Genomic DNA, 16,179 nt, shown 5'->3' with positions numbered 1-16,179 from the left:
CGACGTCGGTGACATGAGCTCTAGCTCAGCGCGTGGTCCAGATCGCTCAACAGATCCTCGACATCCTCGAGTCCCACCGAGATACGGACAACGCCATCGGACAGGCCGATGGTCGCGCGGCCTTCGGGACCCATCGCGCGGTGGGTCGTGGTGGCCGGATGGGTGATGAGGGTCTTGGAGTCGCCGAGGTTATTGGAGATGTCGACGATGCGCAGCCGGTTGAGCACCTCGAAGGCACGCTTCTTGGCCTCGCTCGCGGGCGCGTTCAGTTCAAAGGTGACCACGGTGCCGCCGCCGCTCATCTGGCTGGTCGCCAGCGCGTGCTGCGGATGTGACTCCAGGTACGGGTAGCGCACCCAGGAGACGGACTTGTTGCCCTCGAGGAAGCGCGCGATGCGCAGGGCGGATTCGGTCGAATGACGCACGCGCAGCGGCATGGTCTCCAAACCCTTGAGCAGGGTCCACGCGTTGAACGGGCTCAGCGCCGGACCGGTATGGCGCATCAGGGTTTTCACCGGACCGTCGATGTAGTCGTGGGCGCCGAGGATCGCACCACCGAGCACCCGGCCCTGACCATCGATGTGCTTGGTTCCCGAATAAACCAGCACATCCGCACCGAGATCGAAACCACGCTGCAGCAGTGGTGTGGCAAAGACGTTGTCCAGCACCACTTTCGCACCCGCGGCATGCGCGAGTTCGCTCACCCGGCGCACGTCGACCAGCGTCTGCATCGGATTGGCCGGAGTTTCGAAGAAGACGGCCTGGGTCGGCACCGAAAGTGCCTGCTCCCACTGATCCAGATCATCACCGTCGACGAAAACCGTTTCCACACCCCAGCGCGGCAGGATCTCGTTGCACACCACGAAGCACGAACCGAACAGGCTGCGTGCGGCCACGAGCCGGTCGCCGGCGCCCACAAGCGCACCGAGCGCGGTGAATACGGCCGACATACCGCTCGCGGTCGCGAAACATGCTTCGGCGCCGTCGATCAGGCGCAGCCGCTCCTCGAACATGGCCACCGTCGGATTGCCGTACCGGGAGTAGACGAAATGCTCGATATCGCCGGTGAACGCGGCCTCGGCCGCCTCGGCGCTCTCGTAGACGAAACCGGAGGACAGATACAGCGCCTCGGCGGTTTCCTCGAATCCCGAGCGGCGCAGCCCGCCCCGCACGCCGAGCGTCGCGGGGCCGACGCCTTCGGGCAGTGGCTTGTCGAACGCACCCCCGGTGATCATGACTGCCGCCACGGCAGGCCGATGGCGCGCCACCCGGCGCCGCCACGATGTCCGAACTCGTCGATCGGGCCCTCGAAGCCCTCCAGCACATTGAACGACGGGGTGATGCCGGCCCCGGTGGCGGCCACCGCCGCGCCGATAGAACGCTGTCCGGAGCGACAGAGGAAGACGACGGGCGCCGCCGGATCGCGACCCTCCAGCGCCTTGGTCAGCTGCTCCACGAACTCGGCGTTGCGGGCGCCGTCGCTGTCCACCCATTCGATCAACGCCGTCGGCCGCTCGATCGAACTCGTATCCGGCACGCCGACGAAACGCCATTCCGCCTCGGTGCGCACGTCGACCAAGACGGCTTCGGGATTGTCCCGCAACAACTCCCACGCCTGCTGTGGGGTGATGTCACCGGCATATGTCATGCGATCCTCCTGTGAATCCACGCTTGCCGCACCTGGGTTCGGTGCGCGGCCCGGTCGTCACCCGGAGCACCCCGCCGCGGAGGAGGGTTGCCGACCAGCCAGCCGGGGCTTGGCGCTGGTACTCATGACCTGAAAACGAGATTGCCTGGGCAGGGGCCTTCGTGTCAAACCTCGGTTCGCGCCGCGCGTAAGCAATCAACGGCAGACGACCCAGCGGTCTCCGGAACGGGTCAGATTCCAGGTCGCCGGTGTTTTCCGGCCGTCGACCTCGATGGTCACCGTCGCCTTGGCCCTATCGCCGTCGACCATCGCATTCTCAATCTCGCTGACCTTGATCGACTTTCCGGCCGCGGCCCCGCCGAACTGATCGGCGAGTGGTGTCCGGCTCTCGTCGAATCCCGGACAGGCCACGCCGGGTGGCGGCGTGTCGTCGGTGGCGGCGCGGGCCTCGGCGTAGCGCTGCACCGCGGCGGTGATCTTGTCCGATTCTGTGACATTTTTCTCAGCGGGCGAGAGCATCGCACCGAGCACGATCGCGATGAGCACGACAGCGGCGAAAACGGCCGCCGCGATGAACGGCGCCATGGACCGACGGTCGGTCTGATCGACCTCGATTACGGGTTCTGCATCGGCGCCCTGCTGCTCTGTCATGAGTCGATCATCCCTGCTGGGCGGCGGTATCCGGCATCCGGCCCCCGGTCGACCCGGTACCCGTGCCGCGCGGATTCGATAGATGTCCGCAGAGTGGGTAGTAACGATTGGTGGGCCGGGGCAGCAAACACCCGGTGTACGCACCGCCGCGGGGTGCGCGGTACGCCACCGATAGAATCGCGGGACTGCGGCCTGCTGTCATAGCCGAGGTGGCCGCCTGTTCGCATCGGCAGATGCGACCGAGAGGGTGCGTCAAGTTAGCCTAAGCTCAGACTGACGCCGTCAATAGTTTCGACCATAAGGGTGCGCGTAAAAGATGACCGAACACAGTGCTGAGTCGACCAGCGGTGAGCACGGGCCCTCCGTGGTTACGCAAGCTGCCTCCTCCGGGCCTGACGCGCACACCGCGGGGGCTCGCCCGCTTCGTATCGCGATCGTGGGCGCGGGACCGGCAGGCATCTACGCCGCCGACGCGTTGATGAAGTCCGATGCCGAGGTGAGCATCGACCTGTACGAGCGCATGCCCGCGCCGTTCGGGCTGATCCGCTACGGCGTCGCGCCGGACCATCCGCGCATCAAGGGCATCATCACCGCCCTGCACAAGGTGCTGGACAAGCCGCAGGTCCGCCTGCTCGGCAATATCGACTACGGCACCGACATCACCCTCGACGATCTGCGCACGTTCTATGACGCGGTGATCTTCTCGACCGGCGCCAATGCCGACCGGGCACTGCCGATTCCCGGTATCGACCTGGACGGCAGCTACGGCGCCGCGGACTTCGTCTCCTGGTACGACGGCCACCCGGACGTGCCGCGCACCTGGCCGCTGGAGGCCGAGAAGGTCGCGGTCCTCGGTGTCGGCAATGTCGCCCTCGATGTGGCGCGCGTGCTGGCCAAGACCGGTGACGAGCTGCTGCCGACCGAGATCCCGCCGAACGTCTACAACGGTCTGCAGGCCAATAAGGCGATCGAGGTGCACGTCTTCGGCCGCCGCGGCCCGGCGCAGGCCAAGTTCACCCCGCTCGAGCTGCGCGAACTCGACCATTCCCCGACCATCGAGGTCATCGTCGATCCCGAGGACATCGACTACGACGAGGGCTCCGAGGCCGCGCGCCGGCACTCCAAGCAGGTCGACATGATCGCCAACACCCTGGAGCAGTGGGCCATCCGCGATGTCGGCAACCGCCCGCACAAGCTGTTCCTGCACTTCTTCGAATCGCCCGCCGAGATCCTCGGGGAGGACGGCAAGGTCGTCGGCCTGCGCACCGAGCGCACCCAGCTCGACGGCACCGGCAACGTCAAGGGCACCGGCGTGTTCAAGGACTGGGATGTCCAGGCCGTCTACCGCGCCGTGGGTTACCTCTCGCAGAACCTCACCAACCTGCCGTTCGACGATCAAGCCGGTGTCATCCCGAACGAGGCCGGACGCGTTCTCGCCGACGAGGATGCCGACGGTAGCGACCGCTACCTGCCCGCCACGTACGTCACCGGCTGGATCAAGCGCGGTCCGGTCGGCCTCATCGGCCACACCAAGGGCGATGCCAACGAGACCGTGGCCTGCCTGCTCGATGACAGCGTGAACTTCACCCCGGCCGCCGAGCCGGAACTGGACGCGGTCACCGACTTCCTGGAGGGTAAGGGCATCCCGTTCACCACCTGGCAGGGCTGGTACCGCCTCGACGCACACGAGCGCGCCCTCGGCGAGCCGGAGGGCCGCGAGCGGGTCAAGGTCGTCGAGCGTGAGGACATGCTGCGCGCCAGCGAGCCGCATAAGGTCTAGTGCGAATGCCACGGGGGTGCTCGTCGCTTCCTGTGGCACTCGACAATCCGACTCGGCCGCGGCAGCGCAAAATCTGTCGGGTCGGTGGCAGCGTAATTTCCGGCACTGAGGCATTCTGTACAAGTGTTCGATGCCCATCTCCACATCTTCGACCCGCGGTTCCCGCTGGCCGAGAACGAGGGCTACCTGCCCGACCCGTTCACCATCGCCGATTATCGAAAGCGTATGTCGCGCTTCGATATCGGCGGCGGCGCCGTGGTCAGCGGATCCTTCCAAGGCACCGATCAGACCTACCTGAAGGCGGCGCTGGCCGAGCTCGGCGAGGGCTGGGTCGGCGTCACCGCCTTGGACCCGGATGCCACCGATGACGAGATCATCGAACTCGACCGGATCGGTGTGCGGGGGCTGCGGTTCAACGTCAAGCGTGCCGCCGCGGATATCACCGCGATGACGCTGCAGGCGCTGCGGGCGTACGACCTCGTCGGCTGGCATGTCGAGGTGTACATCGACGGCACCATGCTCACCTCGATGGAGCCGGTGATCTCGAAACTGCCGGCGCTGTCCATCGACCACCTCGGCATGTCGCAGGAAGGTCTGCCCTATCTGTTGGACCTGGTGGATCGCGGGGCACGGGTGAAGGCGGCCGGTTTCGGACGGGTGCAGATGAGGGTGGCCGATACGCTGCGCCGGATCCACGCGGTCAGTCCCGAGGCGCTGATGTTCGGTACCGATCTGCCCGGCACCCGCGCCGGGCGACCGTTCGAGGATGCCGACGTCGATCTGATCTGCGATGTGGTCGGCACCGATATGTTCATGGTGCTGGAGGACAACGCGCGGGCGTTCTATCGGCTGCCCGCCCGCGACCGAGCGGCTGCGACCGATCTGACGCCCACCCTCCCGATCCATCGCATCGAGCCGCCGACCCTCCCACTGCGCCGCGATGAGCTACCGAAAGTCGAACCGGCCGATACGATCCCGTTCCGGATCATCGGGTAAGTGTCTGGCCGATTCGGCTGGGCCCGGTATCGAAGTCCCGCTGCGGCGCCGCCGGGCAGCAGCCGCCAGCGACTTCGACGCAGGGCTAGTCGGGCCAGAGCGGAGATCGTTTGGATAGGAATGCCGTCATGCCCTCACGCGCGCCGGGCAACTGGGAGGCGGCTGCCAGGCGTTATGGGACCTCGGGATTCAGGATGAACAGCCCGGCGATCGTGCCGTCCGCGTTGAATGCGATGCGGCCCTTCATAGTGCCTGCCTCGTATTCGAGCGGAACGTCCACCACCGTGTGGTCCGCGATACGCCGGACGAACGGCTCGCCCGAAACGCTCTCGAAGACGCCGACCAGTCCGGCGATCTTGGCGTTGGCCTCGCCCAGCGCAGCATCGGTGAGACCAGCGCGCATCGTGGTGTCGAGTTGATCGCGGAACAATTCGAACCGTCCCGCGATGGCATCGACCACGACCGTGACGGCACGTTCGCCGGCACCGGGGAGGGTGGTCTTATCCATGGGTTGTCCTGTTCTGGGATCGATGGGTTTGCCGAAGCGCTGGAATGCGGCCTGGCGGGAAACGCCGAGGATGTCGCCGATGTCCTGCCAGGTGCTGCCGGACTGCCTCACCGCCGACACGCTGAGTTGCAGCACCCGCTCGGCCAGCCGGTCCACCTCCCTGGCCTGGCGCACCAGGTCCAGTCCTGGGGCTGCCAGCAGGCTGCGCGTGGCCTCGGCCAGGGCGGTCGCGCGTTCGGCCAGCTCGGCACCGGCAGCGATCAACGACTCGCTCACGCTGTCAATGTTTCCTTGACAAGCTCCACTCTGTCAAGGAAACATTGACAGCATGAGCACGCGAGAACCTGACATACCCGAACCGCAGGGCGCATTCCTGAGCATTCCCTACGACTGGCGCAAGCCGACCCGCCAGCGTTTCCGCGCCCGAATGTGGAACCCCGCCGACGGGCGCATCCTCACGCCACGCGCCTATGGCTGGGGCTACAGCCTGAACTTCTACCGCCTGCTGCACCCACGCAGCAACAGCTAGGGTCTGTGCCGAAGTCTGATGAGGGCAGACCGTTCGACCTACCCGCATCCGTGTCGTAGCCATTGGTCGATGACGGCGATGTGGATGGGCTCGGATTCACCACAGCCGTCGGGCGGTTCGGCCTGACGGTCGCTGTCGCGGCGGGCACCGGCAGCGTGTTTGATGGGCTCGCATGATCGTCGAGTCCACGCTCACCTGCCACCCGATCGCACCGGCGGCCTCGGCGAAGACCTGCAACAACTTCACGATCACCAGCCACGCCCCGCCGCGCTGCCAGCGGCGGAACAACCCGTCTAGGCCACGATCGCGCCGATGACCCACACCCCGGTGGCCAGTAGGGCGCCGAAGAGTTCGATGAGCATGGACAGGCCGACACCCTTCAGTGCGTGTACCGTTGCCTGCCAAGCGGATTGGTTGTCACGGAGTCGGTGCAACTCCGAAAGGTATACGCCCAGAACGAATCCCACGAACAACCCGACGACCGGGACGATGAAAAAGCCCACGATGCCGAAGATCGCGCCGATGAACAGCGCGCGATTGGAGACACCCGCATCCTTCATCTTCCGACCCGGCCAGGTGTATTTGATGACGCCGGACAGCACCAGCAACGCCGTGCTGATGGCGAATACGATCCAGGCGGTCGCACCCCCGGTCAGAAACGCCCACACGGCAATGGCCCCGAAGATCAAGATGACCCCCGGCAGAATCGGGACGATGATCCCGACCAGCCCGACCAGAATTACCAGGCCGACGACGACCTCACCCCAAGCTGACACTGCCGCTCCCTCAACTTTCCGTGTCTTGTCACGCCTGCCAGGATTCTGGCCTACTCGCGGTCGAGGAGAAACCGTGTCGACTCACTCTGCGTGAATTCCCGGTATTTGTACAAGCTACGGTTTTCGGGGCCACGCGGTGGGGACGTTATTACGCTTGGGTTATGCGAATTTCGGTTGCGGCGGATGAGCGGGTGGGGGTGGCCGAGGAGCTGGTGGTGGAGCTCGGGCGGCGCGGGTTCGAGACATTGGTGCATGGGGCGCTATCGGATAGTGAGCGGGACGACTGGGCTTGGGCCACCGAGGCGGCGGCGCGGGATGTGGCCGAGGGGCGAGCCGAGCAGGGGGTGGTGTGCTGTTGGACCGGGACGGGTGCCTCCATTGCCGCCAACAAGGTGGCGGGGATCCGGGCCGCACTGTGTGGTGATGCGGTGACGGCGGCTGGTGCGCGGAAGTGGAATGACGCGAATGTGCTTGCGCTGAGCCTGCGTTCGACATCCAGGGCGGAGCTGACGGAGATTCTGGACGCGTGGTTCGGCGGTGAGCCGAGTATGGATGTGGAGGATCGCGCCAATATCGCGCATCTGGCGAAGATCGAGCGGAGGCACTGATTCATTCCCCGCCCGCACTCTGCGCCGCCCGCGCCGCAATCACGTGGAAACCAAGGCGGCAAACGGCGAGCACCCCGGCAACCGGTTCCACTTGGTCTTGATCCGTCAGGCGAAGGGGTTGTCGGTTCGGTCGACGAGGTCGGCGACGGAGTCGACGACGAGAGTTGGGCGGTACGGGAATTGCTCGATGGATTCGCGGGTGGAGATGCCGGTGGTGACCAGGACGGTGCGCATGCCTGCTTCCAGGCCCGAGACGATATCGGTGTCCATGCGGTCGCCGATCATCACCGTCGACTGCGAATGTGCGCCGATCCGGCGCAGTGCCGAGCGCATCATCAGCGGGTTCGGCTTGCCGACGTAGTACGGCTCCTTACCGGTCGCGCGGGTGATCAGCGCGGCGACCGAACCGGTCGCGGGAAGTAGACCCTCGCGGGACGGTCCGGTCGCGTCCGGGTTGGTGGCGATGAAGCGTGCGCCCCGGTCGACCAGGCGGATCGCGGTGGTGATCGCTTCGAAGGAGTACGTGCGGGTTTCGCCGAGCACCACATAATCCGGGTTGCTATCGGTCAGCACATAGCCGATTTCGTGCAGTGCGGTGGTGAGTCCGGATTCGCCGACCACGTAGGCGGTGCCGTTGGGGCGCTGGTCGTTGAGGAAGGTCGCGGTGGCCAGTGCCGAGGTCCAGATCGCCTCCTCCGGAATATCGAGTCCGATGTGGCGTAGGCGAGCCTGCAGATCGCGCGGCGTGCGGATGGAGTTATTGGTGAGTACCAGGAACGGGATCTGCTTGCCGCGCAGTTCGGCAAGGAACTTATCGGCGCCCGGCACCAGATGGTCCTCGTGCACCAGCACCCCATCCATATCGGTCAGGTAGGACAGAATCGCATCATCAGGCGTACTCACGAGGCAATTGTCGGCTATCCCCCCGTCCGGCGCGCGGATACCAACCCCGATGCGACCATCCCCACACCGCCCGCCAGACTTGAAACCAGGTTTGCGGGTCAACTCTGCTTGAGCAATCCAGCAGGTCACGCAGCGCGACAACACACTCCGTGAACGGTGACCCTGCACACGTCGTCGTGGCGCGCTGACTATGGTCGAGGGGAGGCCGTGTGAGCACGATCGCGCAGCGCTCGAGTAGGGCCGATCGAGGCGCGGGAACTCCGGTGTCGCCCTTGCGGTTGTACTGGGTTGCGGTCGTGGGATTCAGGCGGCCGACGGTGTGCGGAACCTCCCGCACGGACCGTTGAGCGACGTGACAGGAGTGGCGCATATGGGTGATCTCAAGCTCGGATACAAGGCGTCGGCAGAACAGTTCGGACCGCGGGAATTGGTGGAAATCGCGGTGCTGGCCGAGGAACACGGCCTCGACAGCGCGACCGTGAGCGACCATTTCCAGCCGTGGCGGCACAAGGGCGGACATGCGCCGTTCTCGCTGGCCTGGATGGCCGCGGTCGGTGAGCGCACCAAACGCATCCAGCTCGGCACCTCGGTACTCACCCCGACCTTCCGCTACAACCCCGCCGTGATCGCGCAGGCCTTCGCGACCATGGGGTGTCTGTACCCGGACCGCATCATGCTGGGTGTCGGCACCGGTGAGGCGCTCAATGAGATCGCCACCGGCTACACCGGCGAATGGCCGGAATTCAAGGAGCGTTTCGCCCGGCTGCGCGAATCCGTCGACCTCATGCGCGCGCTGTGGACCGGTGAGCGCACCGATTTCGACGGCGAGTACTACAAGACCGTCGGCGCCTCGATCTACGACGTGCCCAAGGGCGGCATCCCGATCTACATCGCCGCCGGCGGACCGCTGGTCGCACGCTACGCGGGCCGGGCCGGTGACGGTTTCATCTGCACCTCCGGCAAGGGCATGGACCTCTACACCGAGAAGCTGATGCCCGCCGTCGCGGAGGGCGCCGCCAAAGCCGGACGCACCGTCGAGCAGATCGACCGGATGATCGAGATCAAGATCTCCTACGACACCGATCCCGAACTGGCACTGGAGAATACGCGCTTCTGGGCCCCGCTGTCGCTCACCGCCGAGCAGAAGCACTCCATCACCGACCCGATCGAAATGGAGGCCGCCGCCGACGCCCTCCCGATCGAGCAGATCGCCAAGCGCTGGATCGTCGCCAACGATCCCGACCAGGCCGTCGAACAGATCAAGCCCTACCTCGACGCGGGCCTCAACCACCTGGTCTTCCACGCCCCCGGCCACGACCAGTCGCGCTTCCTCGACCTCTTCCAGCGCGATCTGGCCCCGCGCCTGCGCGCGTTGGGCTGAGCCGCAGCAATTCCTGCCTTGGTCGTCCGGCCGAATATCGGTGGGCCCGCCCGCCGATATTCGGCCGGACACGTCGCGCGGCCGGTCCCGCTTCGTCGATCTGTTCCACTGCGCTTCGAACCCGGCTGCGCGCCTGGGTTGAGCCTGGTTCGCACATGATGTGGGCAAGCCCGGTCCAACGGCGTGACCTCCCGGATCAGCCACGACCCGGGCTCGGTGGAGGCGAGCTTGGTTGCCAGGCGGGCAAGAAAGCTGGTGTTCGAACCCCACTGCCGCTTCGGGGAACCGCTCAGCATCCCCGGACTGTATCCGGATCGGTGCGCATAGGAATTCGTGATGGCGGTCTCGCAGCAGGTCCGGGTAGCCGTAGGTTCACTAAGCTCTCGAACATGGCCGATTCCGTTCCATCCGCTGTGTACATCGCATCTCCGGAGGGGGACACCGGAAAATCGACAGTGGCCCTCGGCATGCTCCAGATGCTGTGCGCGACGACCGCCCGGGTCGGCGTATTCCGGCCGATCACCCGCTCGACCACCGAACCGGATTACATCGTGGAACTGCTGCTCGAGCACAGCAGCGCCGATATCGATTACGTACAGGCCGTCGGCGTCACCTACGAGCAGGTGCACGCGGATCCGGATGCCGCGATCAGTGAGATCGTGATGCGCTTCCATGAGGTCGCGAAGCTGTGCGATGCGGTGGTGATCGTCGGCAGTGACTACACCGATGTGGCCAGCCCGAGCGAATTGCGCTTCAACGCGCGCATCGCGGTGAACCTCGGCGCGCCCGTCCTGCTGGTGGTGCGCGGTGCGGGCCGTACCCCGGACGAGGTCAAGCACCTGACCGAGCTGTGCGCGCATGAGCTGTCTCTCGAACACGCGCACCTGGTGTCCATCATCGCGAACCGCTGCGATCCGCGGCGATTGGATGACGTCGGCGCCGCGCTGACGTGCTTCGATGTCCCGACTTGGACGCTGCCCGAAGTGCCGCTGCTGATTTCGCCGACCATGGCCGAGCTGTGTAGCGCTATCGGCGGCGAAATGTACAGCGGTGATGTGGAATTGCTGCAGCGTGAGGCCTTGAAGGTCATGGTCGGCGGCATGACAGCCGAACATATTCTGGAGCGGCTGGTCGACGGTGTCGTCGTCATCGCGCCGGGCGATCGCTCCGACGTACTGCTCAGTGTCGTGAATGCGCATGAGGCGGAAGGCTTTCCGTCGCTATCAGGCATCATCATGAACGGCGGCATGCTGCCGCATCCGGCCGTCGCCAGGCTGATGAACGGCCTCAAACCCAAGCTGCCGATCCTCACCACCGACCTGGGCACCTTCGACACCGCCAGCGCCGCCTACCGCACTCGCGGCCGGATGTCGGCGGGTAGCCCGCGCAAGGTCGATACCGCGCTGGCCCTGATGGAACAGCATGTCGACGCGTCGGAGTTGTTGCAGCGCATCGAAATTCCGGATACCTCGGTGGTGACACCGCAGATGTTCGAATACCAGCTGATCGAACGCGCCAGGGCCGACCGCAAAACCATTGTGCTGCCCGAGGGTGACGACGACCGGATTCTGCGCGCCGCCGGCCGGGTACTGCAGCGCAAGATCGCGGATCTGGTCATCCTGGGCGACGAGGCGGCTGTGCGCGCCCGCGCCGCCGAACTCGGCCTCGATATCTCGCCCGCGCGGGTCCTGGATCCGCGCGGCTCCGGTTACCTGGACGAGTTCGCCGCGGAGTACACCGAACTGCGCAAACACAAGGGGATGACGCTGGAGCGCGCCCGCGAAACCATGGCCGATATCTCGTATTTCGGCACCATGATGGTGCACAAGGGTATCGCCGACGGCATGGTCTCCGGTGCCGCGCACACCACGGCGCATACCATCCGGCCGTCCTTGGAGATCATCAAGACCGTGCCGGGTGTGTCCACCGTCTCCAGCGTGTTCCTCATGTGCCTGGCCGATCGGGTGCTCGCCTATGGTGACTGCGCCGTCGTGCCCGATCCGACCTCGGAACAACTGGCCGATATCGCGATCTCCTCCGCGCACACCGCGGCCCGCTTCGGCATCGACCCGCGCGTCGCGATGCTGTCCTATTCGACCGGTGAATCCGGCAGCGGCGCGGATGTGGACAAGGTGCGGGTGGCGACCAAACTGGTCCGCGAGCGCGAGCCGGAACTACTGGTGGAGGGCCCGATCCAGTACGACGCCGCGATCGAACCCACCGTGGCCACCACCAAACTTCCGGATTCCGAAGTGGCCGGGCGCGCAACGGTCTTCGTGTTTCCGGATCTCAACACCGGCAACAACACCTACAAGGCGGTCCAGCGCAGCGCCGGTGCGATCGCGGTCGGCCCGGTGCTGCAGGGGCTGCGCAAACCGGTCAACGATCTGTCTCGCGGTGCGCTGGTCGCCGACATCGTCAATACGGTTGCCATCACCGCGATCCAGGCCCAGGAGAGCTGATGTGCGGGGTGCCGGTGTTGTGTGACACACGGCGGAACAATGGGTTCGGATCCGTGGTTGCTGATCGTGTGCGGGGCGCGCACGCGACGCGGGAGGTGTCAGGATGAGGGAAGTATCGCGTAGCGATTCCATCGGAGGTGCCGGTCGGGCGACGAGTGGGCGCAATGACCTGGTGCTGGTGATAAATTCCGGCTCTTCGTCGATCAAATACCAACTGCTTGACCCGGAGTCGGGTGTGATCGCCGCATCCGGCATGGTCGATCGGATCGGCGAGGAGCAGGCCGGAATCGAGCTCGTGGTCGATGGTCGAACCATCGAACATCGGGCGCCGATCGCCGATCACACAGCGGGGCTGCGGCTGGTTTTCGAGGTCTTCGCCGAATCCGGTCACGATCTGGCCGCCGCCGGGGTGCGCGCGGTCGGGCATCGCGTCGTGCACGGCGGCGAGGTGTTCTACCGGCCCACACTTATCGATGACGCCGTCGTCGCCGCCATCTCTGAACTGTCTTCGCTTGCGCCACTGCACAATCCGGCGAATGTCGCGGGCATCGAGAGTGCGCGCGCACTGCTGCCCGGCGTACCGCAGGTGGCGGTCTTCGATACCGCGTTCTTCCACGGCCTGCCCGACGCCGCCAAGACCTACGCCATCGACGCGAAACTCGCTGCCGCGCATGGTATTCGGAGGTACGGCTTCCACGGCACGTCGCACGAATACGTTTCCGGCCGGGTCGCCGTGTTGCTCGAGCGGGATCCGGCCGAGATGAATCAGATCATCTTCCACCTCGGCAACGGCGCGTCGGCATCGGCCATCCGCGGCGGACACCCGATCGATACCACCATGGGCCTCACCCCGCTGGAGGGTCTGGTGATGGGCACCAGGGGCGGCGATCTCGATCCCGGGATCATCGCGCATCTGGCGCGCTCGGCCCAGCTGGATATCGACCAGATCGACGAAATGCTGAACCGCAACGCCGGACTGAAGGGCCTGTCCGGCGTCAACGACTTCCGCGAGCTGCAGCGACTCATCGACGCGGGCGACGCCGCGGCCCGCCTGGCCTATGACGTGTACATCCATCGTCTGCGCCGCTATCTCGGCGGCTACCTGATCGAGCTCGGCGGCGTCGACGCCATTACCTTCACCGCCGGCGTCGGCGAGAACAGTCCGCAGGTCCGCGCCGACGCGCTCGCGGGGCTGTCCCGCTTCGGCATCGAAATAGATCCGGACCGCAATACCGCCAAGGACCGCGCCGCCCGGTATATCTCCGCACCGGGTGCCGAAATCGCCGTGCTGGTCGTCCCGACCAATGAGGAATTGGCGATCGCACAGGCCGCGCGCCATGTCGTCGCAGCTCAGGGCACGGACTGAGACCTCCAGAGGAGCGGCCCTGGAAACCTCACGAAATCCTCAGGTTGGTCCGGCTTCGAATTCAGATCCAGGTCTGGGCACGGATGGCATTGGCCAAGTCGACCAGGGCATAGCGGTGATTGCGGCCGGGGGCACTGCGGGCCAGGGCGCGCAGCCCGGCCTCGGTGCCCGCGCGCAGCTCGCGCTCGGTGAACGGCGCGCCGAAGAGCGTCGCCCCATCGGTGCGGGGCGCATTGCCGGATTGCAGCCAGGCCAGGGCGGCACCGAGGACGAGCACGCGCATCTGGGTCGCTCGGCTCTCCCCGCTGGGCAGGGCGGTGACGCGCGAGGCCGAAATGTGCAGGGTGGATTCGGGGATTTCGGCGATCGGGGCGGCGGTGAGCAGCATCCATACGCCGGTCATTCGGGCCGTTGTGTAGTGCCGGGAGGCGGCGGGTACCTCGTCGAGTGCGCGCACGGCGTCGTCTACCCGGCCGGTCACCGCGAGTTGTCGGGCGAGTCCGAACGCGGCGCTCACCGCCGCGCGGTCGGTGCGCCAGACGGTGCGATAGAACCGCTCCGCGTAGGCGTGCCACTGCTGCGGATCCTCGGAATCCCAGTGCTGCAAGACCAGTTCCGCGGTGGCCCCCAATGCGAGCTTGGGTGCTATCTCACCGGGCAGCACCCGAAGCACTGCGTCGAAACTGGCGTAAGCCTGCTCGAAATCCAATTCCAGCAGCTGAGCCTGGCCCAGATACCAGTCGATGCGCCAGTCGTGATCGGTGTCCACCCGCGACAGCATCTGCCGCACCACGGCCGATTCCCCGAGTTCCAGGCGGAGCCGGGCCTCGGCCAACGTCAGCTCCAGATCCAGGGTGTTCGCGGCATTGTCGGGATCGGCCTCGGCACGCGCCCTGGCCTCCTGCAATGCCACGAGCGCATCCCGCGGCTGCGGATGCGCGGCGGCCGCGAGCACCGGCACCGTCGCGTCGGCGGGATCGATGAGCGGAACCGGAAGCGCCGTGGCCACTTCGTCCGCGCGCAGCAGTGTGCTCCTGGCGATGCCGTCGGCGTAGGCGTCGGTCTGGCTGATCAACTCGTCGGTGCCGAAGCTGCCACGCTGTGGACTGAAAACTGTGGACAGCTGTGGATGTTCCTCGCCGGTCTCCACGGACAGGATCTCGCGCAGTACCCCAGCCAACTGGGCCGACATCACGCGCGCGGAGGGAAAGCGGCGCTCGGGATCCGGGTCGGTCGCACACAGCAGCAGGCGATGGAAGAACTCGTAGCGTTCGAGTACCGGATGGTCGGCCGGGTCGGGAATGCCGTCGAGATAGCGGCCCTGTTCCATCGGCATGCTCAGGGTCAGCACGGCCAGCGTCCGCCCGACGGTGTAGATGTCCGTGGCCACCGTCGGTCCGGTCCTGGCGATCTCGGGCGCCTGAAACCCCCTGGTGCCGTAGAGGTTTCCGTAGGCATCGAGGGTGGTGACGGCGCCGAGGTCGATGAGTTCGACGTGATCCTCGGTGACCATGATGTTGTCGGGTTTGAGGTCGTTGTAGGCCAACCCGATCGAATGCAGATACTCCAGCGCGGGCAGGATCTCGAGCAGATATGCGATCGCCTCGGGCACCGGCATGCGCTGCGGCCGCGGGTAGGTGTCGAGGATATCGCGCAGTGACCGGCCGCCGACGTACTCCATGACGATGTAGCCGATCGACTCCCCGTCCGGACCGGTGTGCTCGACGAAGTTGTGGATCTTGACGATGCTGGGATGTGCCACCTCGGCGAGGAATTGGCGTTCGGCGACGGCCACCGCCTGGGCCTCGGTATCGCCCGCGTGCAGCAGACCCTTCAGGACCACCCAGCGGTCGCTGACATTGTGGTCGATCGCCAGGTAGACCCAGCCGAGCCCGCCGTGCGCGATACAGCCCTGGATCTCGTACTGGCTCGACACCATATCGCCCGCGCGCAGTGACGGACGGAAATCGTAAGGCGCACCGCAGGTTTGGCAGATGCCCGCAGTTGTCGCGGGGCGGGTGGCGGTGGCGCGGCCGACCGGGTTGCCGCAGCGCCAGCAGAAGCGCCGCCCCTCGGAGACAACGGGATCGGCGAGCACCGCGGAGCGTGGATCGGCGGGCGGGATATTCGGAATCGTGACCAGTCCGGCGCCGAGTTTGCGCGTCGTCGGTCGCGAGCGCGCGGTGCGGACGCTGCGACCCGACGTGCGCATGGTGGCGGCGGAGGTCGGCTCCGGGGCATTCCATGCGCCGACGGTGAATTCGGCGGCCATATCGCCGCGGCGAACGCCGGAGACGGGTTGGCGGATCGTTTCTGCGGAGGCGCGGTGGCGTCGAGCCGCTTCCGCGGCGGCGCTCTCGTCGGCGGCCCAGGAAGTGGCTGCGGGACGGGAGGTTTCGGACTCCGGACCGGTACCCGGTGACCACCTGATCGTTTCGATAGCGGCAGAGCCGGGTTCGGCTGTGTCGGGTCCGATGAATGCGGCCGCCCTCGTGCTTTCCTCGGTGTAGTGGGCGGGTTCGGTCAGCCCGCCCTCGTTCGGATCGGCGGCATCGTGCGGGGATGTCATTG

General features: G+C 66.1%; 14 protein-coding genes and 1 riboswitch. Of the genes, 7 read left to right on the top strand and 7 right to left on the bottom strand.

All coding sequences use genetic code 11. The features are described from left to right. Positions 1–20 precede the first annotated feature (20 nt). The 3 genes from ACW2Q0_RS11710 to ACW2Q0_RS11700 form a co-directional block, all read right to left on the bottom strand. Positions 21–1,235 carry an O-succinylhomoserine sulfhydrylase gene (locus tag ACW2Q0_RS11710; RefSeq protein ID WP_457189139.1) on the bottom strand — a complete coding sequence of 405 codons (1,215 nt, stop codon included), beginning with the start codon at positions 1,233–1,235 and terminating at the stop codon, positions 21–23. Next, a complete protein-coding gene (locus tag ACW2Q0_RS11705) occupies positions 1,232–1,648 on the bottom strand; it encodes a rhodanese-like domain-containing protein (protein ID WP_457189137.1) in 417 nt (138 codons plus the stop codon). Before ACW2Q0_RS11705 ends, ACW2Q0_RS11710 begins: the two co-directional genes overlap by 4 nt. A 14-nt stretch (positions 1,649–1,662) precedes the next feature. Next, positions 1,663–1,778: riboswitch (SAM riboswitch) on the bottom strand. Positions 1,779–1,843: 65 nt separating this feature from the next. After that, complete coding sequence (locus ACW2Q0_RS11700) at positions 1,844–2,299, bottom strand: Rv0361 family membrane protein (protein WP_457189135.1); 456 nt, start codon at positions 2,297–2,299, stop codon at positions 1,844–1,846. A 427-nt stretch (positions 2,300–2,726) separates the two neighbouring features. Between ACW2Q0_RS11700 and ACW2Q0_RS11695 the strand changes: the two genes are divergently transcribed. Further along, complete coding sequence (locus tag ACW2Q0_RS11695) at positions 2,727–4,079, top strand: FAD-dependent oxidoreductase (RefSeq protein ID WP_457189490.1); 1,353 nt, start codon at positions 2,727–2,729, stop codon at positions 4,077–4,079. Positions 4,080–4,202: 123 nt separating this feature from the next. After that, complete coding sequence (locus ACW2Q0_RS11690) at positions 4,203–5,075, top strand: amidohydrolase family protein (protein WP_457189133.1); 873 nt, start codon at positions 4,203–4,205, stop codon at positions 5,073–5,075. 172 nt (positions 5,076–5,247) lie between these two features. On the opposite strand, the gene ACW2Q0_RS11685 is transcribed toward ACW2Q0_RS11690, so the two are convergent. Next, on the bottom strand, positions 5,248–5,859 hold the full coding sequence (locus ACW2Q0_RS11685) for a DUF3887 domain-containing protein (protein WP_457189131.1): 612 nt from the start codon (positions 5,857–5,859) through the stop codon (positions 5,248–5,250). A gap of 52 nt (positions 5,860–5,911) precedes the next feature. Between ACW2Q0_RS11685 and ACW2Q0_RS11680 the strand changes: the two genes are divergently transcribed. Further along, positions 5,912–6,112, top strand: coding sequence for a DUF5808 domain-containing protein (locus ACW2Q0_RS11680; protein WP_457189129.1), 201 nt, complete (start codon positions 5,912–5,914; stop codon positions 6,110–6,112). A gap of 293 nt (positions 6,113–6,405) precedes the next feature. On the opposite strand, the gene ACW2Q0_RS11675 is transcribed toward ACW2Q0_RS11680, so the two are convergent. Then, on the bottom strand, positions 6,406–6,888 hold the full coding sequence (locus ACW2Q0_RS11675) for a DUF456 domain-containing protein (RefSeq protein ID WP_457189127.1): 483 nt from the start codon (positions 6,886–6,888) through the stop codon (positions 6,406–6,408). Between the two features lie 161 nt (positions 6,889–7,049). On the opposite strand from ACW2Q0_RS11675, the gene ACW2Q0_RS11670 reads away from it, so the two are divergent. Continuing rightward, positions 7,050–7,496: an RpiB/LacA/LacB family sugar-phosphate isomerase gene (locus ACW2Q0_RS11670; RefSeq protein WP_457189125.1), complete on the top strand. Its 447-nt coding sequence runs from the start codon at positions 7,050–7,052 to the stop codon at positions 7,494–7,496. A 105-nt stretch (positions 7,497–7,601) separates the two neighbouring features. On the opposite strand, the gene ACW2Q0_RS11665 is transcribed toward ACW2Q0_RS11670, so the two are convergent. After that, the gene (locus ACW2Q0_RS11665) at positions 7,602–8,357 is read right to left on the bottom strand and encodes an HAD-IIA family hydrolase (protein WP_457189488.1); all 756 of its coding nucleotides are present in this window, start codon (positions 8,355–8,357) and stop codon (positions 7,602–7,604) included. Positions 8,358–8,769: 412 nt separating this feature from the next. Here ACW2Q0_RS11665 and fgd point away from each other — a divergent pair, with 412 nt between their 5' ends. From fgd to ACW2Q0_RS11650, 3 genes are all read left to right on the top strand, one after another. Then, positions 8,770–9,780: a glucose-6-phosphate dehydrogenase (coenzyme-F420) gene (gene fgd, locus ACW2Q0_RS11660; RefSeq protein WP_457189123.1), complete on the top strand. Its 1,011-nt coding sequence runs from the start codon at positions 8,770–8,772 to the stop codon at positions 9,778–9,780. Positions 9,781–10,169: 389 nt separating this feature from the next. Then, positions 10,170–12,242 carry a phosphate acetyltransferase gene (gene pta / locus ACW2Q0_RS11655; RefSeq protein WP_457189121.1) on the top strand — a complete coding sequence of 691 codons (2,073 nt, stop codon included), beginning with the start codon at positions 10,170–10,172 and terminating at the stop codon, positions 12,240–12,242. 103 nt (positions 12,243–12,345) lie between these two features. After that, positions 12,346–13,608 carry an acetate kinase gene (locus tag ACW2Q0_RS11650; RefSeq protein WP_457189118.1) on the top strand — a complete coding sequence of 421 codons (1,263 nt, stop codon included), beginning with the start codon at positions 12,346–12,348 and terminating at the stop codon, positions 13,606–13,608. Positions 13,609–13,669: 61 nt separating this feature from the next. Here ACW2Q0_RS11650 and ACW2Q0_RS11645 read toward each other — a convergent pair whose 3' ends face one another. Further along, positions 13,670–16,177, bottom strand: coding sequence for a tetratricopeptide repeat protein (locus ACW2Q0_RS11645; protein ID WP_457189116.1), 2,508 nt, complete (start codon positions 16,175–16,177; stop codon positions 13,670–13,672). Between the last annotated feature and the right edge of the window lie 2 nt (positions 16,178–16,179).

This window comes from Nocardia citri (assembly GCF_054065835.1).
The sequence above is the reverse complement of the archived record's forward strand: the minus strand, read 5'-3'. Positions and strand labels throughout refer to the sequence as shown.